This window comes from Jannaschia faecimaris (genome assembly GCF_900107415.1).
In the GTDB taxonomy this organism is placed as follows: domain Bacteria; phylum Pseudomonadota; class Alphaproteobacteria; order Rhodobacterales; family Rhodobacteraceae; genus Jannaschia; species Jannaschia faecimaris.
The window spans coordinates 125702-143989 of the sequence record NZ_FNPX01000004.1; the positions used below are offsets into that span (position 1 = coordinate 125702).

Sequence of the window (18288 nt, forward strand, 5' to 3'; positions counted from 1 at the left end):
CCTTGGTTTGTCCCCAATTATCGGGGCCGCGATTGCGCCGCAAGGCGCGGCGCGCTAGGGCGCTCGTCATGACTGACGACACGTCCAATTCCGCCACCGATCCCCGCCCCGCCTTTGTCTTGGTGCGCCCTCAGATGGGCGAGAACATTGGGGCCGCGGCCCGGTCGATGCTCAACTTCGAGTTGGAGCACATGCGGGTGACCGCGCCGCGTGACGGCTGGCCCAATGAACGGGCGGTCGCGCTGGCCTCGGGTGCCGGGCGCATCCTGGACCATGCGCGTATCTGCGACACCACTCAGGAGGCCGTTGCGGATTGCACCTTTGTCTTTGCCACGACCGCGCGGGATCGGGACCTGACCAAACCTGTGTACACGCCCGAGGCCGCGATGATTGACGCACGCAAGCGTGGCGCGTCGGGTCAGAAGGTTGCCGTACTGTTCGGACCCGAGCGCACGGGGCTGGAAAATGACGACATCGCGCTGGCCAATGCCATCGTCTCGGTGCCGACAAACCCGGCCTTTGCATCGCTGAACCTAGCGCAATGCGTATTGCTGATGGGGTACGAATGGCGACGCACGGCCGCCATGCCCGTGCCCATGGAGATGGAGATGGCCGACACCCAATGGGCCAGCCACGCCGAGATGGAGGCCCTGATCGCGCATTACGAGGAGCGACTGGAGGAGGCGCGCTTCTTCTGGCCCGAGGGCAAGGCCGCGGCGATGAAGGTTACCTTGCGCAATCTGTGGTCGCGGATGCCGCTGACGCGTGCCGACGTTCAGGTCTTCCACGGGATGATGCGACAGATGGTACGCTGGAAGGAGCGGGGCTGAGGCATTATCCCGGTCCTGAACAAGGAGGCAGACATGGCCAAACGCGCGATTTTCGAAGACGTCACCACGACTGATCGCGCCGCCACGACCGGCGGTCTGATCGACGGCAAGCGGCGCGGATCGCGCGGTGCCGTCAAGCGCTGGCTGGTGCTGTTGTTCGTGCTGATCCTGGCGATTATCCCGGTGGGGGGCATGACCCGTCTGACCGACTCGGGCCTTTCGATCACCGAATGGAATCTTGTGACAGGGACCGTTCCGCCGATGTCGGAAGCCGCATGGGAGTCGGAGTTCGACAAGTATCGCCAGATCCCCGAGTACCAGTTGCAGAACCGCGGCATGGAGATGTCCGAGTTCAAGTTCATCTATTGGTGGGAATGGGGTCACCGCCAACTGGGCCGCGTGATCGGGGCGGTCTGGATCCTGGGGTTCCTGGGTCTTTTGGCGATGCGGAAGATCCCGCCAGGCTGGACGGGGCGGCTGGTGGTCGTGGGTGCGGGCATCGGCGCGCAGGGTGCGGTCGGCTGGTGGATGGTGTCCAGCGGTCTGTCTGGCACTATGCTGGACGTCGCGTCCTATCGGTTGGCAACGCATTTGGGCGGTGCATTTGCGCTTCTGTCGCTGATTGCGTGGTTCATCCTGTCGCTGTCACGCTCCTCATCGGAGCTGATATCGGCCCGGCGCTTGTCCGAGACGCGCCTGATGAAGGTCGCGACGGTGTTGATCGTTTTGACCTTCGCCCAGATCCTGATGGGCGCGCTGGTCGCGGGTATCGACGCGGGGCGCAATTACATCGACTGGCCGCTGATGGCCGGTGGCATCACCCCGCCGGGCATGTGGGAGTTGGAGCCGGCATGGCGCAACCTGTTTGAAAACGACGGCACGGTGCAGTTCTTCCATCGCCTGTTGGGATATATCCTGTTTGCCGTGATCATCATGGCCTGGTGGGTCGGGCGGCGTTCGGCCAACCGCAAGACGGCCGTGGTGTTTGTCGGCATTCTGGCGATGGCCACGGTGCAGATGCTGCTGGGAGTCGTCACCGTGATGCATTCCAGCCCTTGGTATCTTGCCATTTTGCACCAGTTCGGAGCGATAATTCTTATCGGTCTGACCGTGCGCGCGCGTCACCGGTCGAAATATCCTCTGCCTCAATTCGTAAGGACCTGACATGCCCGCATACGACGACCTCATGGCTTTTCAGCGCACGACCGAGGCCCTGTCGCAGGTTGCCGGGCGCACGGGGTGGGACCAGGAGACAATGATGCCAAAAGGGGCATCCCCACAACGGGCCGAGGAGATGGCCGCGCTGGAAGAGGTGCTGCACGCGCGGCGGACCGACCCTCGGATCGGCGACTGGCTGAATGAGGCGCATGCACCCGACGCGGCGGGCGATGCCAACATGCGCGACATCCGCCGCAGCTATGAGCGCAACCTGAAGGTGCCGGCGAAGCTGGCGTCGGAACTTGCGCGGGTTACGTCGCTGGCGCAGGGCCAATGGGTTGCCGCGCGCGGGGCCGAGAACGCAAAGGCCTTCGTGCCGGTGCTGGCCGAGGTTGTCCGCCTGCGGCAGGAGGAGGGCGCGGCCTTGGCGCAGGGCACCGAGCGCGACGCCTATGACGCGCTGATGCAGGACTACGAGCCGGGCGGGAATGCAGCGGACATGGCCGCAATGTTCGACAGGATGCGCCCCCGCCTGCGTACGATCCGGGACCGCGCGCTGGCGGGGAAACCGGCCCCGAAGCTGACGGGAAATTTCCCACGCGCGCAGCAACTGGCCCTGTCCGAGGAGGTCGCGGCGGCCTTTGGCTATGATATGACGCGTGGGCGGATGGACCTTGCGGCGCATCCCTTCTCCTCGGGCTCGGGGCTCGACGTTCGCATTACGACGCGCGTGGATGAGGCAGATCCGTTTAACTGCCTGTTCTCGACCGTACACGAGGTGGGCCATGCCGCCTATGAGCAGGGCGTCGATCCGGGGCACTTGATGACGCCGATCGGACGGGGCGTGTCGATGGGCGTGCACGAAAGCCAGTCGCGCAGCTATGAAAACCAGATGGCCCGGTCGGAGGCCTATTGCGGTTGGCTCTATGGTCGGATGCGGGATGTCTTTGGCGATATCGGCGTTGCGTCGGAACGGCAGTTCTACCGCGCGGTGAACAGTGTCGGCTCGGGGCACATCCGGACCGAGGCGGACGAAGTGAACTATAACCTTCATATCATGCTGCGTTTCGATCTGGAGCGCGCGGCGATCTTGGGTGATCTGGCGGTTGAGGACCTTGAGACGGCGTGGAACGACCGGTTTCTGGCCGACTTCGGGTTTGCCGTGGACAAGCCCTCGAACGGGTTCATGCAAGACGTACATTGGTCTGTCGGGTTGATGGGATATTTCCCGACCTACTCGTTGGGCAATCTGTTCGCGGGCTGCCTGATGGCCGCCGCGCGTCGCGACGAGCCGGGTATCGACGAAGCGCTTTCCAAGGGTGACCCGTCGCCCGCTACGGGATGGATGCGCAAGAATCTGCAAGTATTCGGTGCTTTGCGCGATCCGTCGGAGACTATCCGGCACGCAACCGGAGATGATCCGTCCGCAGAGCCGCTGCTGTCCTATCTAGAGGCGAAGTTCGGGGATCTGTATCCCTGACGCAGGGCGATTTGCCGAACGTCGCGGTGCGGCATAGGCTGCTTTCACAGCATACTCGGAGGAGCGTCCCGCCATGGCAGCAGCATTCGTGATCGGTCAGATGCAGATCCACAGCCGAGACTGGATGGATCAGTATTTCGCCCGGATTCCCGATGTGGTGGAGCATCACAAGGGCGTATTCATCGTTCGCGGCGGTGCGCCGGAGCTGATGGAGGGCGAGGCCACGCTGCCTGATGCGGCTTTCGTGATCCGGTTCCCGGACCGAGACCTCGCGCGGGAGTTCTGGGCATCGGACGCGTTTCAGGAACTTGCGGTCCTCCGGCGCTCCGGATCCACTCTCAACGCGATCCTGGTGGACGCGCTGGAGTGACACCGGTTGACCAACAAGCTCCCTCAGGCGGACTGCTTGTCCGTATGCGCTCCGTAGTAGAGGCCCACGACATGCTCGGCCTCGGCGAAGAACAGCCAGCGCTGTGCGAATAGCCCGGCCAGGTGCGACACCACCGCCAGCAACACCGGGATATGGTGTGCGCCGAAGATGACGACCAGGCCCACCGGCACGGCCGTCATGAGGACAAGCGCGATAACGCGCAGCTTCACCGCGTGCTTGCGCGCGACTTGATAAACCATTTCGTGCGTCAAATAATTCTCGCCCGTGTGCGGCTTTTCCCAAAGCGAAACCTTGCCATTGAGCTGCGTGGCTGTGCCGATCGTGGACCCGGCTTCAGCGAAGCGGCTGTCGCCCTTCCACCAATGGAACCCGACGACGACGGCGAGTACGATCAGCAGGACGATTGCAAGGTTCGGGTTGTTCGACAACAGCGCCCCACCGGCCAACGCGGCCACGACGAAGAAGGCCGGCGTTGCCGGTTGGCTCCAGCGTGGGATGGTTTTCAACTGTGCGTAGATCATGCCTGTCGCGAATACCGTGCAAAGTGAAAGCGCAGCCCCAAGCCAGCCGATTGTGGAAATCGTGGTGCCGAAGAAGACCTGAAAGAAGGCATGGATCCCCATCAGCAGGAGGGCCGAAACGGCGAACCAGCCTTCGCGCGACAGCCAGGACGTGCGCCACTGGCTGTAGGATTTCCAAGCGTTCTTCTTGTTGCCCAAATGGAAGACCGAGGCCATCAGGCCGCCCACGGCAAGCAGGTACGCGATGACGTAGAAGCCGAACGCTATGCCGCCGCTGACCGACGGCATGCCGAGACCCAAGAAGAACAACAGCCCGAAGCCTGCGCCCGATAGGGTGGAGAAGATGATTACGGAGGGTGCGGGTTGCATCAGAGTTTCTCCAGCGCGCGATCGAGCCAGCCGAGAAAGCCCTGCGGCTCCTCGGCAACGGGGGCGAGGAAGGGGGCTAGGATGTCTTCTTCGCCGTGCATCGCGGGTTGAATCGTGTCGCGGGGGCGGGGTGGCAGATACTGGTTCACGGGTTTGGTACCCTGTTCCGGCATCAGATCGACGCCGCCGCGTTCGGCCACCAGCTTACTGACGTCACTGGTGGGGTCACCCAGATCACCGAAGTGGCGGGCCCCGGCGGGACAGGTGCGCACGCAGGCGGGCTGGCGGTCTTCCTCGGCCAGGTTCTCATTGTAGATGCGATCAACGCAGAGCGTGCATTTCTTCATCACACCCGCCTGCTGATCCAGCTCCCGCGCGCCGTAGGGGCAGGCCCAGGCGCAAAGGCCACAACCCATGCAGGCGTCTTCGTTGACCAGCACGATGCCGTCCTCGACGCGTTTGTAGCTGGCCCCGGTGGGGCAGACGGTGACGCAGGGCGCGTCCTCGCAGTGCAGGCAGGACTTAGGGAAATGCGTCGTCTGGGCAAAGCCGCTTTCCGGCTGCGACTGGAAGCTGTGGATGCGGTTGAGGAACGTGCCCGAAGGCTCGCCGTAGGGGTCCTGATCCGACAGCGGCGCGCCGTAGTTCTGGGTGTTCCAACCTTTACAGGCGGTGACGCAGGCATGGCAGCCGACGCAGGTGTCCAGATCGATGACGAGGCCGAGTTTACGCTCGGTCGATTGTGGAAGTGCGGTCATTGGATGCGGCCCTCTGGGTTGAGAGGTCGGATGCCTCCGGCGGGGATATTTTTCGAAAGAGGAAGGATCATTTCACCTCCCACGCCAAACTGTCGGGCCCTTGGCCCACGGGGCTGGCCTGTCGGCCGGTATCGGGTTTCGATTTCAGATCGGCGGGGGGCGCGACCTTCTCGACTTTTACCTTGAGGTCGAACCACGCGGCCTGACCGGTAATCGGGTCGGAGTTTGACCAGCGCATCCCGTCCTGCTTGGGCGGCAGGAGTTCGTGAATCAGATGGTTGAGCAGGAACCCCTCCTTCGTTTCCGGCGCGTTGTCCTTCAGGGCCCATGCCCCCTTGCGCTTTCCGATCGCGTTCCACGTCCAGATCGTGTTGTGGTTAAGGGCGGGCATGTGGGCGACGGGTACGGTGATTTCACCGTGCGGGCTTGAGATTCTTGCCCAGCTGCCTTCGTCGAAGCCGTGCTGTTCCCAGATTTCGGTTGGCAGATACATCGGGTTGCGACCATGGATCTGCCGCAGCCAGGCGTTCTGCGTGCCCCAGGAGTGGTACATTGCCATGGGCCGCTGGGTGAGCGCGTTGACGGTGAATTCGCCCGCGTCGCCGCCATGATCCGCCATGGCATTCCACCAGATCGGCAGCGGGTCCATCGTGGCCTTGATGCGGGCGCGCAGGTGATCGGGGGGCTGTCGATCGCCGTGGCCTTCGGCGGCCAGTTGGAACCGACGCAGCGGCTCGCACCAGAGGGTAAAGAGGTATGGTGCGGCCTTGTCGAAAAGGCCAATCTCGACGGCCCAGTCCTGATAGGCCTTGTTCCACGGTTTGTAGAACTGCGCCTCTTCCGGGATGTGCGATACGGCATAGCCGCCGTTGTCGATATAGGCCTGCATTTGGTTCGGGTTTGGCGCACCGCGCCCCGTCTGGTCCCCGTTTTCGCCGCGGAACCCCATCAGCGGGCCGACGCCGGGGCGGCGTTCGTGGCTGACGATATAGTCGGCATAATCACGGAACTTCTGGCTGCCGTCGTCCTTGACGAAGCCGGGCAGGCCAAGCTTGGCCCCCAGGTCGATCAGCGCGGATTGGAAGCCCTTCACGTTGCGGTTCGGCTCGACCACGGGCCAACGGATCGCGTCGGCTGCCGCCTCGGCCTCGCAGATCGGGCGGTCGAGGAGCGAAATGCAGTCGTGACGCTCCAGATAGGTCGTATCGGGCAGGATGAGGTCGGCGTAGGCCACCATCTCGGAGCTGTAGGCGTCAGAATAGATGATGTGTGGGATAACGTAGTCGCCGTTCGCGTCCTTGTCGGACAGCATCTTCATGGTTCCGGACGTGTTCATCGAAGAGTTCCACGCCATGTTGGCCATGTACAGGAACAAAGTGTCGATCTTGTAAGGATCGCCTGCGTGCGCGTTCGAGATGACCATGTGCATCATCCCATGCGCCGACATCGGGTTTTCCCACGTGAACGCCTTGTCGATGCGTGCTGGGGTTCCGTCGTCTTTCAGCGCCAGGTCGGCGGGACCGTGGACGAATCCGAGATGCGGGCCGTCCAGCGGCGCGCCGGGCGTGACCTTGCAATGCGGCTTGGGATGCGCCGTCGCAGGCTTGGGGTAGGGCGGCTTGAAGCGAAAGCCGCCGGGGGTTTCAACGCTGCCAATCAGGATCTGGAGCATGTGCAGCGCGCGGCAGGTCTGAAAGCCGTTGGCGTGCGCACTGATGCCGCGCATGGAGTGCATCGACACGGGGCGCCCGGTCATCTTGGTGTGCTTGCGGCCGCGGAAGTCGGTCCATTCGATCGGCAACTCTATTGCTTCATCAAAGGCAACTCGGGCGATCTCTGCCGCCAGCGCGCGGATGCGGCCAGCGGGAATACCGACACGTTCCGCCACAGCCTCGGGGGCGTATTGCGTGTCGAGATACTTGTCGACCATGTGCTGGAAAACGGTGCGGTGCTTGATCCCGTCCACTTCCCATACGCCGGCGAGGTCGGGGTTCACGTCTTCCGCGTCATAGCAGCGGGCGCGCTTTTCGGTCCGATCCCAGACCAGTTTGTGCCCGTCGTCGTCCAGCAGCGCGAGGCCGTTGGTTGCGGAGTTCGGGTCGGCATCGATCAGGACGGGCGCGTCGGTGAAGTCGCGGAGGTACTCCAGGTCGATCTTGCCCGCCTTGATGAGGCAATGGACCAGACTGAGGATCAGCAGGCCATCCGTGCCCGGAGTGATCCCGAACCAATCGTCAGCGACTGCGTTATAGCCCGAACGGATGGGGTTCACGCCGACGACCTTGGCCCCGTTCTTCTTGATCTTGCCCAAGCCCATCTTGATCGGGTTGCTATCGTGGTCCTCGGCTACGCCGAACAGGATGAACAGCTTGGTACGGTCCCAGTCGGGCTGACCGAACTCCCAGAAGGCACCGCCCATGGTGTAAATGCCGCCCGCCGCCATGTTGACGGAGCAAAAGCCACCATGGGCGGCGTAGTTGGGCGTGCCGAAGGCCTGTGCCCACCAGGACGTGAAGCTCTGCGATTGGTCACGGCCGGTGAAGAAAGCAAGTCTTGATGGATCGGTTTCGCGGATCGGTTTCAGCCACTTGGCGGCAATGTCATAGGCCTCGTCCCAGGAGATTTCCTCGAACTTACCCTCGCCACGCTCGCCCACACGCTTGAGGGGCGCGCGCAGGCGGGACGGTGCGTTGTGCTGCATGATGCCCGCGCTGCCCTTGGCACACAGGACGCCGCGATTGACGGGATGGTCCTTGTTGCCCTCGATGTAGGCGACTTTCTGCGTCCCGTCGGGCTGGTTCTTCATATGCACATTGATGCCACAGCGGCAGGCGCACATGTAGCAGGTCGTCTTGCGCACTTCGTCCGAGACTTTGGGAGACAGGTTCAGGACCGGTTGGTTCATTGTTGCACTCCCTTGGTGGCGTCGATTTGGGCGCTGGTCACGCCGATCATGTCTAGGATGTCGTCGGCGGTGCAGCCACGCGACAGATCGTTGGCGGGCTTGGCCAGACCTTGCAAAACCGGGCCGATGGCGGTGGCCCCGCCGATGCGCTGCGCGATCTTGTAACCGATATTGCCCGCGTCAAGGTTGGGGAAGATCAACACGTTGGCCTGACCCGCAACATCACTTCCGGGGGCCTTGGATGCACCCACGCCAGCGTCGAAGGCGGCGTCGAACTGCAATTCGCCATCAATGTCGAAGTCGGCAGTCTCGCGCGCGATTTCGAGCGCGTCGGTAACCTTGTTGACCGCCATGTGATGCGCGCTGCCCTTGGTAGAGAACGACAGCATCGCGACCTTGGGGGCCGTCCCCAGCAAAGCGCGGGCGGAAGCGGCGGCCTGGGACGCAATGGCGGCAAGCTGGGTCGCATCGGGATCGATCACAAGGCCGCAGTCCGAAAAGATAAGGCCCGCGCCGGGGCGGGTCGGATGACTGTCCGGCAGGACCATCAGAAAGAAACTGCTGACCATCGGCGCGCCGGGAGCGGTCCCAATCATCTGAAGCGCCGCGCGTACCGTGTCGGAGGTGGTGTGGACCGCGCCGCCGATCGTGCCGTCGGCGGCCCCGATCCGTACCATGAGCGCGGCATAGGTCAACGGGTCGGATACTGCTGCGGCGGCCTGCTCGGCGGTCGGGTTACGTTTGGCGCGCGCGTCGAGAAAAGCTGCGACAAGCGCGTCGCGGTGCGGGCTGGTTTCGGGGTCCTCCAAGGCGACGCCATCGGGGACGGTGGTTCCCTTCGGGGCCAGCACCGTGATCCGGGCCAGCCCCTCGGCAACCGCGCGACCCGCCGCCGACAGCACGCGGCTGTCGGTACCTTCGGACAGGACGATGTGACGAAGGGACTGCTTCGCACGGTCCCTGAGAGCAAGGAGCGGCGAGGTCACGAGGCCGCTCCCATTATCGCATCGAAACAGATCACTCTGCGGCGACGTGCATGTCGCCTTTGGATACCCCGGCAACCCGGACCGGCTTCTTCATCGCGTCACGACGGAAAGGCTCGCCCAGTTCCTGGTTGAGGATCACCTCGATCAGCGTGGTCTTATTGTTCTCCATTTGATCCTTGATCGCCTGGTTCAGCATTTCGGTCAGCTCGTCCATCGTCTTGGCCTGCTTGCCGATCAGGCCGCACGCTTCGGCGATGCCCGCATAGCTGACTTTCATGTCCAGCTCGGTGCCCACGAAGTTGTCGTCGAACCACAGCGTGGAGTTCCGCTTCTCAGCTCCCCACTGGTAGTTGCGGAAAACGATCTGCGTGATGGCGGGCCATTCATCGCGTCCGATTGCCGTCAACTCGTTTACTGCGATGCCGAATGCGCCGTCGCCGGCGAAGCCCACAACCGGAACGTCGGGGCGGCCGATCTTGGCACCCACGATCGAAGGCAGGCCATAGCCGCAGGGACCGAACAGGCCCGGAGCCAGATATTTCCGACCTTCGTCGAAATCCGGGTAGGCGTTGCCGATCGCGCAGTTGTTGCCGATGTCGGATGAAATGATCGCGTTGCGCGGAAGGGCAGCCTGAATGGCGCGCCATGCCTGGCGGGGGGACATCCAGTCAGGGCGCGCTTGGCGGGCGCGTTCGTTCCAGGTGGTGCCGGGATCGTCCTGCTCGTGATCGAGGGAGGAAAGCTCTTGCTTCCAAGCCGATTTCGTCTGCGCGATCCGCGCCTTGCGATCGGCGCGACCGGCGTCGCCAGCGTTGTCCGAAAGGCCGTTAAGGATGCCCGTCGCCACTTTTGCGGCGTCGCCGACGATGCCGACGGAGACCTTCTTGGTTAGGCCGATGCGGTCAGGGTTGATGTCGACCTGAATGATCTTGGCGTCCTTGGGCCAATACTCCATGCCATAGCCCGGCAGGGTCGAAAACGGGTTCAGCCGGGTCCCGAGACAGAGGACAACGTCGGCCTCCTTGATCAGCTCCATGCCGGCCTTGGATCCGTTGTAGCCGAGCGGACCGGCAAACAGCGGATGCGAGCCGGGGAACGCGTCGTTGTGCTGGTAGCCTACGCAGACCGGCGCATCCAGGCGTTCGGCCAGTTTCATTGACGCGGCGATGCCACCGTCCGACAGGACAACGCCGGCACCGTTCAGGATGACCGGGTTCTTGGCGGAGGACAGCAGTTCGGCAGCCTTGCGCACGGAATTCTCGCCGCCCGGCGAGACTTCGAATTCGACCGGCTCGGGGATATCGATGTCCACCACTTGCGTCCAGAAGTCGCGCGGGATGTTGATCTGCGCGGGGCCCGACAGGCGCTTGGCCTTGGCGATGACCCGGGCCAGCGTCTCGGCGATGCGCGTGGGATCGCGCACCTCTTCCTGGTAGGCAACGCAGTCAGCAAACAGGTTCAACTGCTCCATTTCCTGAAATCCGCCTTGACCGATGGTCTTGTTGGCGGCTTGCGGCGTCACCAGCAGGCAGGGGGTGTGGTTCCAGTACGCGGTTTTCACGGCGGTCACGAAGTTCGTGATGCCGGGGCCGTTCTGGGCGATCATCATCGACATTTCGCCCGTGGCGCGGGTGTAGCCGTCGGCCATCATCCCGGCGGAGCCTTCGTGTGCGCAATCCCAAAAGGTGATTCCGGCGGTGGGGAAGATATCTGAGATGGGCATTATGGCCGAGCCGATGATCCCGAAAGCCTGGCGAATGCCGTGGGCCTGAAGGGTTTTGACGAAGGCTTCTTCGGTTGTCATCTTCATTGGATCTCTCCTCCCGAAAGAATTTAAAAATGAGACCAAGAGTCTCGATTTGTTACCTATCTGCCGTCAACATACGGCTTCGGTCAAGTCTTCGTTAGGTCCAGCAGGACTTCCGCCCTAGCGCCAGTGCGGGGGTGGTCCAGTGGTGTCACGCTCGGCAACGGGCGAGTGCCTGCCCTTCCTCGGCAATGCGACGGATGCCTTCGGGGATGTCGACTGCGGGAATCGACGAATAGGCCAGGCGGTAATGTGTTTCCGGATCGCGGCCCTTGCCGAAGAACGCCCCGGCCGGCTCGATCAGAACCTGACGGTGGCGCAGACGCTCGGCCAGTTGCGCCGCCTGCACCCCGCCGGGGGCCCGCATCCAGAAGGATGAGCCACCGAAATTGCTCGCTCCGGCCAAGGTAAGCCCCTCGGCTTGGATCGAGACCTCGGTCACCGCTCGGCGCTCGCGGTAGGCGCGCGCCATCTTGTGCACCTGCGCATCATAGTGCCCCTGCGCCAGAAAATAGGCCGTCGACCGCTGGATATGACCGGGCACGTGCCGCACGATCAGCGAGCGCAGCGTTCGCAGTTCGCGGATCAGGGGTTCGGGGGCCACGACATAGCCAAGGCGCAGGCCAGGGAAAAGCGATTTGGCAAAGCTGCCGAGGTAGGCCACGCGCCCCCCCCGGTCGAGCGATTTGAGCGCGGGCGAGGGGGAGCTGGTGAAGGCCAGTTCGAATTCGTAATCGTCCTCTACGATCAGGAAATCATGCTTCTCTGCTTGTTCCAGCAAGGCGCGGCGGCGCGAAACGGGCATCGTGGCCGAGGTCGGGCATTGGTGGGACGGGGTGACGAAGACGACATCGGCTTCGGGCGGCACATCTTCGGGCGGCAGGCCAAGGGCGTCTACCGTGACGTCCAGCGTGTTGCAGCGCGACTGGTGAAGGATTTCGCGCAATGCGGGATAGCAGGGAAACTCCATCACCGCAGTGCGCCGCTGCGTCAGCAGAACCTGTGCCAGCATCCAGAGCGCGTTCTGCGCGCCCATGGTCACCAAAACCTCGGACGGGTCGGCGACGATGCCGCGTCGGGGCAGGATGTGGCGAATGATCTGGTCGATAAGCTGCGGATCGTCGCGACCGTAACTGTCTTCGGTCAGCGCGGCGAAATCGCGGACACCAAGCGCCTGAAGCGCACATTTGCGCCAGTTCTGGTGATCGAAAAGGCGGGCGTCGGTCTGGCCATAAATGAAAGGATAGCGATAGCGCCGCCAGTCTTCGGGCCGTTGCAGCACAGTGGAAGGCGGAAACCGCTGCCCGATCGCGCGCGACCAATCGACGTTGGATTCCGTTCGCACCGGTGTCGGGAAGCTGGGCGGGCGGGGCGCGGATTCCGAGACGAAATAGCCCGATCGCCCGCGCGCCGACAGGTAGTCGTTCGCCACAAGGTCGGTATAGGCGAGGGTGACGGTGATGCGGCTGATCCCCAAGTGCCGGGCCAGACCGCGGGAGGAGGGCATCCGTTCACCAAGCCGGAACCGCCCGGCCAGAACGCCGCCCGTCACGATCTCCTGCAATTGCCGTTGCAAGGTGCCCCGGTAGTTGGGGTCCAGAAAGAACTGCTCGACAGCGATGGCCATATTGGACGTATAGCCCGACTGATCTGGCCCTAAAAGCTCAATCCGACATCCGGGCCAACAGCGCCAGCGTTGCGAAAGGCGCGATGAATACCGCCAGTTGCAGCCAGAGCACCGAAAGCGCGATCAACCCCAGTTCGTCCACTGCCCGTGCGAGGCCCCAGACGTCGAAGATAACCCCGGCGGCCAGAATGAACGTCGAGACGGCCACGCCGATGGCGAGGCTGTCGAGAAACAGAGCTATCGCGCGATAAGACATGTCCTGGAACCTAGGCCCCCGGACAGTCTTTCCAAGTTCAGCCGAAAACGCGGCCAAGGGCAGAGTCGACCGACGACACGATCTGATCGATGTCGTCTTTCGTTGCGATTAGCGCGGGGCTGAAGCACAGGGTGTTGTTGTAGCCGTCCAGAGAGCGGTTGGTCGCGCCGATAATCGTACCCTGCGCCATGCAGTCTGCCACGACGGCCTGTACCATCTTCTCGGCCACCGGCTCGCGCGTGTGGCGATCCTTGACCAGTTCTGCACCAAGGAAGAGGCCTTTGCCGCGGGCCTCGCCGATAACGGCGTGCCTGTCCTGAAGCGCCTTGAGCTGATCGAGCATGTAATCGCCCATCCGGAGCGTGTTCTCCAACAGATCCTCATTCTCGATGATCTTCATGTTGGCCAACGCAGCCGCCGGTCCGGCAGTGCATCCCCCGAAGGTTGAGATGTCGCGGAAGTACCCCAGCGGATCGGCGTGGTCGTCCTTGAACATCTCGAAGACCTTCTCGGAGGTCACACAGCAGCTGATGGCCGCATAGCCCGAGGCGACGCCCTTGGCCATGGTCACGAAATCGGGCTTCACGCCATAATGCTGATATCCGAACCAGGTCCCGGTGCGGCCGACGCCGCACACGACTTCGTCGATATGGAGCAGAATCTGGTACTTCTCGCAGATTTCCTGCACGCGCTCCCAATACCCCTTGGGCGGCACGATGACGCCGCCGCCCGCGGTCACCGGCTCCAGGCAGAGTGCACCAACTGTGTCGGGGCCTTCGCGCAGGATGACCTCCTCGATCGCATTGGCGGCGGCCACGCCGTAATCCTCGCCGGTGAGGCCCTTACCGAACTCCTGTTCGTGCGCACGATATTCCAGGCAGTGCGGGACCGAAACGAAGCCGGGCGTGAACGGGCCATACTGGGCGTTGCGTTGATCCTGACCGCCTGCGGACAGCGCCGTGATCGTGGTGCCGTGGTAGTCGCGATGACGGAACAGGATCTTGTGCTTCTTGCCGCCATGGTGGCGCGCCGAAATCTGGCGGACCATCTTGAAGGCCTTCTCGTTCGCCTCGGACCCGGAGTTGGCGAAATAGACCCGGCTGAGCCCCGGCATCTTGGAGATCAGTCTTTCTGCGAACTGCGATCCGGGAATTGAGCCGGCGCTTTGGGCAAAGAAGTTGATCTTGACCAGTTGCGCGTGTACCGCGTCGGCGATCTCAACGCGGCCGTAGCCGACGTTCACGGTCCAGACACCGCCCGACACGGCGTCAATGTGCTCCTTGCCCTTCTGGTCCCAGACGCGCATCCCCTTGCCTTCGACAATGATCCGCGGATCGTTGGTTTCCAGCGGCTTGTGCGGCAGCAGGTGATGCCAGATGTGGGCGCGATCGGCTTCTACGATGGCGGTCATGTCGTTGGGGGCGATGGTATCCATTTGCGGAATCCTCCCGGAAAAAGGTCGTTATACAACAATCGTATAAATACGATGCGCAGTCGATGCTCTTCGGTGCAGAATCCACGGAAATTGATCACGAGATAGGGCCAGTTTCGCCGGGGCGCTATGGCCAGATCGCAGACCGGCTTGCGAGATATGCTTTGCCGTTCATAGGCTCAGGGCGCATCGTCCAGGGTAATCTATTCTGGATTTGAGTCCGAGAGGTAAGGAAAAGTAGCGAAAACCGTGTATTGGAGCGCGTTTCAGGCGTGCGTTGGGCCGATTGCCCTGATCCGGGGTGGACACATTCGGGTCGACTAAGGTCGTTACACGTCAATAGGGGGTCGTTCGGTGGCGTGGTGCGTGGAGGAATTCGCGTGACTTACATCCGGACTTTCCGCTTTTTCGGTAAAGTTGATGAAACGCTTTGCAACTGCGTGGCATCAGCCGAAAGCCGGACCGATTCCTGCCTGAAAGGGCAGGTCAACCAAGGGGTGGGCAAACCGCTCTGTCATCAACTGGGAGTTTTACGAATGAAGAATATCACCTTCGCCACAATGACCGCAGCCGCCGCGCTGATGTCGGGGCAGGCCGCCATGGCCGATGGTCACCTGGACGAGATCACTGTCGCCTACTTCCTGGAGTGGCCGATGCCTATGCTGGCCGCCAAGGCCTCGGGTGCCTATGACGAAGCGCTGGGCGTCACCGTCAATTGGGTCAGCTTCGAGACGGGCACCGCGATGTCTGCTGCCATGGCTTCGGGCGACGTGCAGATCGCCGTGAGCCAGGGCGTTCCCCCCTTCGTTATCGCCGCCTCTGCAGGACAAAACTTGCAGGTCATCGACGTGGCCGTGTCCTATTCCGAGAACGACAACTGTGTCGTACGGTCGGACCTGGGCATCACCAAGGAAAACGCTGGCGAGCTGGCCGGCATGAAGGCCGCCGTGCCGCTGGGCACCGCTGCGCACTATGGTTTCCTGCGGCAGATGGATCACTTCGGCGTCGATATCTCGACCATCGAAGTCGTGGACATGGATCCGCCGACCGGTTCGGCGGCTTTGGCTCAGGGCGCGGTAGACTTCGCCTGCGGCTACGGCGGCGGTCTGGCCACGATGAAGGAATCGGGCAACGTCCTGCTGACCGGTGCCGAGAAGGAAGAACTGGGCATCCTCGTTTTCGACGTGACCTCGGCCCCGGCTGCGGTTATCGCCGAAAACCCCGAGATCATGGCGAAATTCGTCAAGGTGACGGCCGATGCGAACGCCGCTTGGGCCGCTGATCCCACGGAAGAGATGCTGCAGGTGATTGCAGATGAATCCGGTCAGGACCTGGAAGCCGCGCGCGGCGCGATTTCGACATTCGCCTTCCCGACGATTGAGGAGCAGCTCTCCGAGCGTTGGCTGGGTGGCAATGCCGCGACCTTCATGAAGGGCGTCGCCGACGTCTTCGTGGAAGCGGGTTCGATCCCCTCCGCGCTGGAAAGCTATGTCGACACCGTCAACACTGGTCCGCTGACCGACGCGTCGAAAATGTAAGACCAATTCGGGGGGTGGCCTGCGCCGCCCCCCGATTAAGCCAGAGGGTGCCCACAAGAGGCGACCCGGAAGGGATAGCGAATGACCGGACTCTCTATCGAGAATATCTCGATGCGATTTGATTTGCCTAACGGGTCTTTTGTCCAGGCGCTCAAGGATGTGTCTCTGGACCTGGGCAAGGGCGAGCTGATGTCGGTGCTGGGCCCTTCGGGTTGCGGCAAGACTACGCTTTTGAACATCGTCGCGGGTTTCCTGGCTCCGACCGACGGAAGGATCGTTCTGAATGGGCACACGGTGCAGGGGCCAAATGCCGAACGGGGCATGGTGTTCCAGCAGGGTGCGCTGTTCGAATGGATGAGCGTGCGCGAGAACGTGGAATTTGGGCCGCGCATGAAGGGCACACCGGTGTCCGAGCGTCGGCAAAGCGCCGATCACCTGCTGGAGATCACTGGCCTCAAGGATTTCAAGGACAAGGCCATCTACGAGCTGTCGGGCGGCATGCAGCAGCGCGTCGCGCTTGCGCGGTGCCTAGCCAATGACCCCGACGTGATCTTGATGGATGAGCCGCTTGGCGCGCTTGACGCGCTCACCCGTGAGAAGATGCAGGGTCTGGTCCTGAAGCTCTGGAAAGAGACGGGCAAGACGATCATCCTGATCACCCACTCCGTCGAGGAAGCCCTGCTTCTGGGCGAGCGTCTGCTGGTGATGGCACCACGGCCCGGTCGCATCCACCGCGAATACCGTCTGCCGTTTGCAGAACTGGGCGTCGATCAGGACCTTCGCGAGGTCAAGAAACACCCCGAGTTTGGCAAGACGCGGGAAGAGATCCTCTCCATGATTTGGGAGATGGAAGAGGAAATCATGGGCCGGACGGAGGACGCATGACATGACCGGACTTCTAATCATTTTTGTCTACGCCGCGCTTTTCGTCGGCTCCATGTTGTTGGTGAACCTGCTCACCGCGAAATCGAAACGCAAGGATTTCACCTCCCTCAAGACAGTCACCTTCGGAGACGAGAGCGCCGTTCGACCGAACCGTTGGGCCAGCGTTATCTCGGTCCTGGTGCTGTTCTTGATCTGGGGGGCTTTCACCGGCTCCAAACTCTCGCCAATCCACGTGCCGGGACCGTTCGAGGGCGACACGACGTTCACCTATACCGCGCAAAATGCAACCGGTCAGACGGACGACGCCACCGTGACCGTGCGTGTTCACGAGGTCGGGGCGGCGGTCGAGGATCCGATCGTTGAGCCGGGCGACGGCTTTGCCAAGAATGATGCCGATCGGATCGGTATTTACCGCTCCAAGATCATCCGCATGGCGAACAACGACGAAGGCGGAAACGTCGATGGCTATCAGATCGTCGCGATCAACGGAGAGCCGATTGGCGCGAACCAGGCGGTCCAGACCGGCAACGGTCGTATCACCATGAACGAACGCGGTCAGTTGAATTTCGTGCCCAGCCAGGGCTTCCAGATGCAACCGCTCTACCTTCCGTCGCCGGAGCGCGTGGTCGAGGCGCTGGTGGAAGTCGCACAGGAAGGATACCGCAATTTCACCCTGTGGGAGCATCTTGGCTGGTCGCTGTTCCGAGTACTTGCGGGCTTTGCGCTCGGAGCGCTGGTGGGCATTCCGTTGGGCTATGCCATGGGCCTGTCAAACTGGTTCCGTGGCTGGTTCGACCCGATCGTTGAATTCATGCGCCCTGTTCCTCCGCTTGCGTTGATCCCGCTGGTTATCATCTGGTTCGGCATCAACGAGACGGGCAAGATCGTGCTCCTGTTCCTTGCCGCGCTCTGGATCATGGCGATCGGGGCGAGGGCGGGCGTGTCTGGCGTCAACATCACCAAGGTGCACGCGGCCTATTCGCTGGGCGCATCCAAGGCACAGATATTGCGGCACGTGATTATCCCCAACTCCCTACCGGAAATCTTCACTGCGGCGCGTGTCGCGATGGGCGTCTGCTGGGGCACCGTGGTCGCGGCGGAACTCGTGGCGGCAAACGTCGGCGCGGGCATGATGATCACGACCGCGTCCAAGTTCCAGCAGACCTATATCGTGGTGATGGGCATCATCTTGATCGGGATCATCGGCTTCGGCATCGATATCCTAATGCGGAAGGCCGAGACTTGGCTGGTCCCGTGGAAGGGCCGCAGTTGATCCGTCGGATATCGTAACGTGGACTGGGCGGCCGTTGGGCCGCCCATTTCGTTTCTCGATATTGAATTAAAT

The 18288-nt window shown here is 62.4% G+C and carries 15 protein-coding genes; 7 read left to right on the top strand and 8 right to left on the bottom strand.

Translation table 11 applies throughout. The annotated features are described in order from the left end of the window. Positions 1 to 68 precede the first annotated feature (68 nt). From BLV27_RS06500 to BLV27_RS06515, 4 genes are all read left to right on the top strand, one after another. Complete coding sequence (locus BLV27_RS06500) at positions 69 to 830, top strand: RNA methyltransferase (RefSeq protein ID WP_092644096.1); 762 nt, start codon at positions 69 to 71, stop codon at positions 828 to 830. 33 nt (positions 831 to 863) lie between these two features. Further along, positions 864 to 1994 (top strand): heme A synthase, encoded by a 1131-nt coding sequence (gene ctaA / locus BLV27_RS06505; RefSeq protein WP_092644098.1) that lies wholly within the window; start codon positions 864 to 866, stop codon positions 1992 to 1994. Between the two features lies 1 nt (position 1995). Continuing rightward, a complete protein-coding gene (locus BLV27_RS06510) occupies positions 1996 to 3468 on the top strand; it encodes a carboxypeptidase M32 (RefSeq protein ID WP_092644100.1) in 1473 nt (490 codons plus the stop codon). A gap of 73 nt (positions 3469 to 3541) precedes the next feature. Next, positions 3542 to 3838, top strand: coding sequence for a DUF1330 domain-containing protein (locus BLV27_RS06515; protein WP_092644102.1), 297 nt, complete (start codon positions 3542 to 3544; stop codon positions 3836 to 3838). 23 nt (positions 3839 to 3861) lie between these two features. On the opposite strand, the gene BLV27_RS06520 is transcribed toward BLV27_RS06515, so the two are convergent. The 8 genes from BLV27_RS06520 to BLV27_RS06555 all read right to left on the bottom strand — a co-directional run bounded on the left by BLV27_RS06520 (position 3862) and on the right by BLV27_RS06555 (position 14523). After that, entirely contained in the window at positions 3862 to 4749 is an 888-nt protein-coding gene (locus tag BLV27_RS06520; RefSeq protein ID WP_092644104.1) for a dimethyl sulfoxide reductase anchor subunit family protein, read from the bottom strand. After that, positions 4749 to 5507 carry a 4Fe-4S dicluster domain-containing protein gene (locus BLV27_RS06525; RefSeq protein ID WP_092644107.1) on the bottom strand — a complete coding sequence of 253 codons (759 nt, stop codon included), beginning with the start codon at positions 5505 to 5507 and terminating at the stop codon, positions 4749 to 4751. Before BLV27_RS06525 ends, BLV27_RS06520 begins: the two co-directional genes overlap by 1 nt. A 67-nt stretch (positions 5508 to 5574) precedes the next feature. Next, entirely contained in the window at positions 5575 to 8412 is a 2838-nt protein-coding gene (locus BLV27_RS06530) for a molybdopterin oxidoreductase family protein (RefSeq protein WP_092644109.1), read from the bottom strand. Next, positions 8409 to 9398, bottom strand: coding sequence for a phosphate acetyltransferase (gene pta / locus BLV27_RS06535; protein WP_092644111.1), 990 nt, complete (start codon positions 9396 to 9398; stop codon positions 8409 to 8411). Before pta ends, BLV27_RS06530 begins: the two co-directional genes overlap by 4 nt. Positions 9399 to 9429: 31 nt before the next feature. Further along, positions 9430 to 11208: a sulfoacetaldehyde acetyltransferase gene (gene xsc, locus BLV27_RS06540; RefSeq protein ID WP_092644113.1), complete on the bottom strand. Its 1779-nt coding sequence runs from the start codon at positions 11206 to 11208 to the stop codon at positions 9430 to 9432. Positions 11209 to 11356: 148 nt separating this feature from the next. Further along, on the bottom strand, positions 11357 to 12832 hold the full coding sequence (gene pdxR / locus BLV27_RS06545; protein ID WP_092644115.1) for a MocR-like pyridoxine biosynthesis transcription factor PdxR: 1476 nt from the start codon (positions 12830 to 12832) through the stop codon (positions 11357 to 11359). A 37-nt stretch (positions 12833 to 12869) separates the two neighbouring features. After that, a complete protein-coding gene (locus tag BLV27_RS06550) occupies positions 12870 to 13088 on the bottom strand; it encodes a hypothetical protein (protein WP_092644117.1) in 219 nt (72 codons plus the stop codon). Positions 13089 to 13125: 37 nt separating this feature from the next. Next, positions 13126 to 14523, bottom strand: coding sequence for an aminotransferase family protein (locus BLV27_RS06555; protein ID WP_092644119.1), 1398 nt, complete (start codon positions 14521 to 14523; stop codon positions 13126 to 13128). Between the two features lie 533 nt (positions 14524 to 15056). On the opposite strand from BLV27_RS06555, the gene BLV27_RS06560 reads away from it, so the two are divergent. From BLV27_RS06560 to BLV27_RS06570, 3 genes are all read left to right on the top strand, one after another. Beyond that, entirely contained in the window at positions 15057 to 16058 is a 1002-nt protein-coding gene (locus tag BLV27_RS06560; protein ID WP_092644363.1) for a taurine ABC transporter substrate-binding protein, read from the top strand. 81 nt (positions 16059 to 16139) lie between these two features. Then, the gene (locus BLV27_RS06565; protein ID WP_092644122.1) at positions 16140 to 16943 is read left to right on the top strand and encodes a taurine ABC transporter ATP-binding protein; all 804 of its coding nucleotides are present in this window, start codon (positions 16140 to 16142) and stop codon (positions 16941 to 16943) included. A 1-nt stretch (position 16944) separates the two neighbouring features. Next, a complete protein-coding gene (locus tag BLV27_RS06570; protein WP_092644124.1) occupies positions 16945 to 18216 on the top strand; it encodes an ABC transporter permease in 1272 nt (423 codons plus the stop codon). The last annotated feature ends 72 nt before the right edge of the window (positions 18217 to 18288 follow it).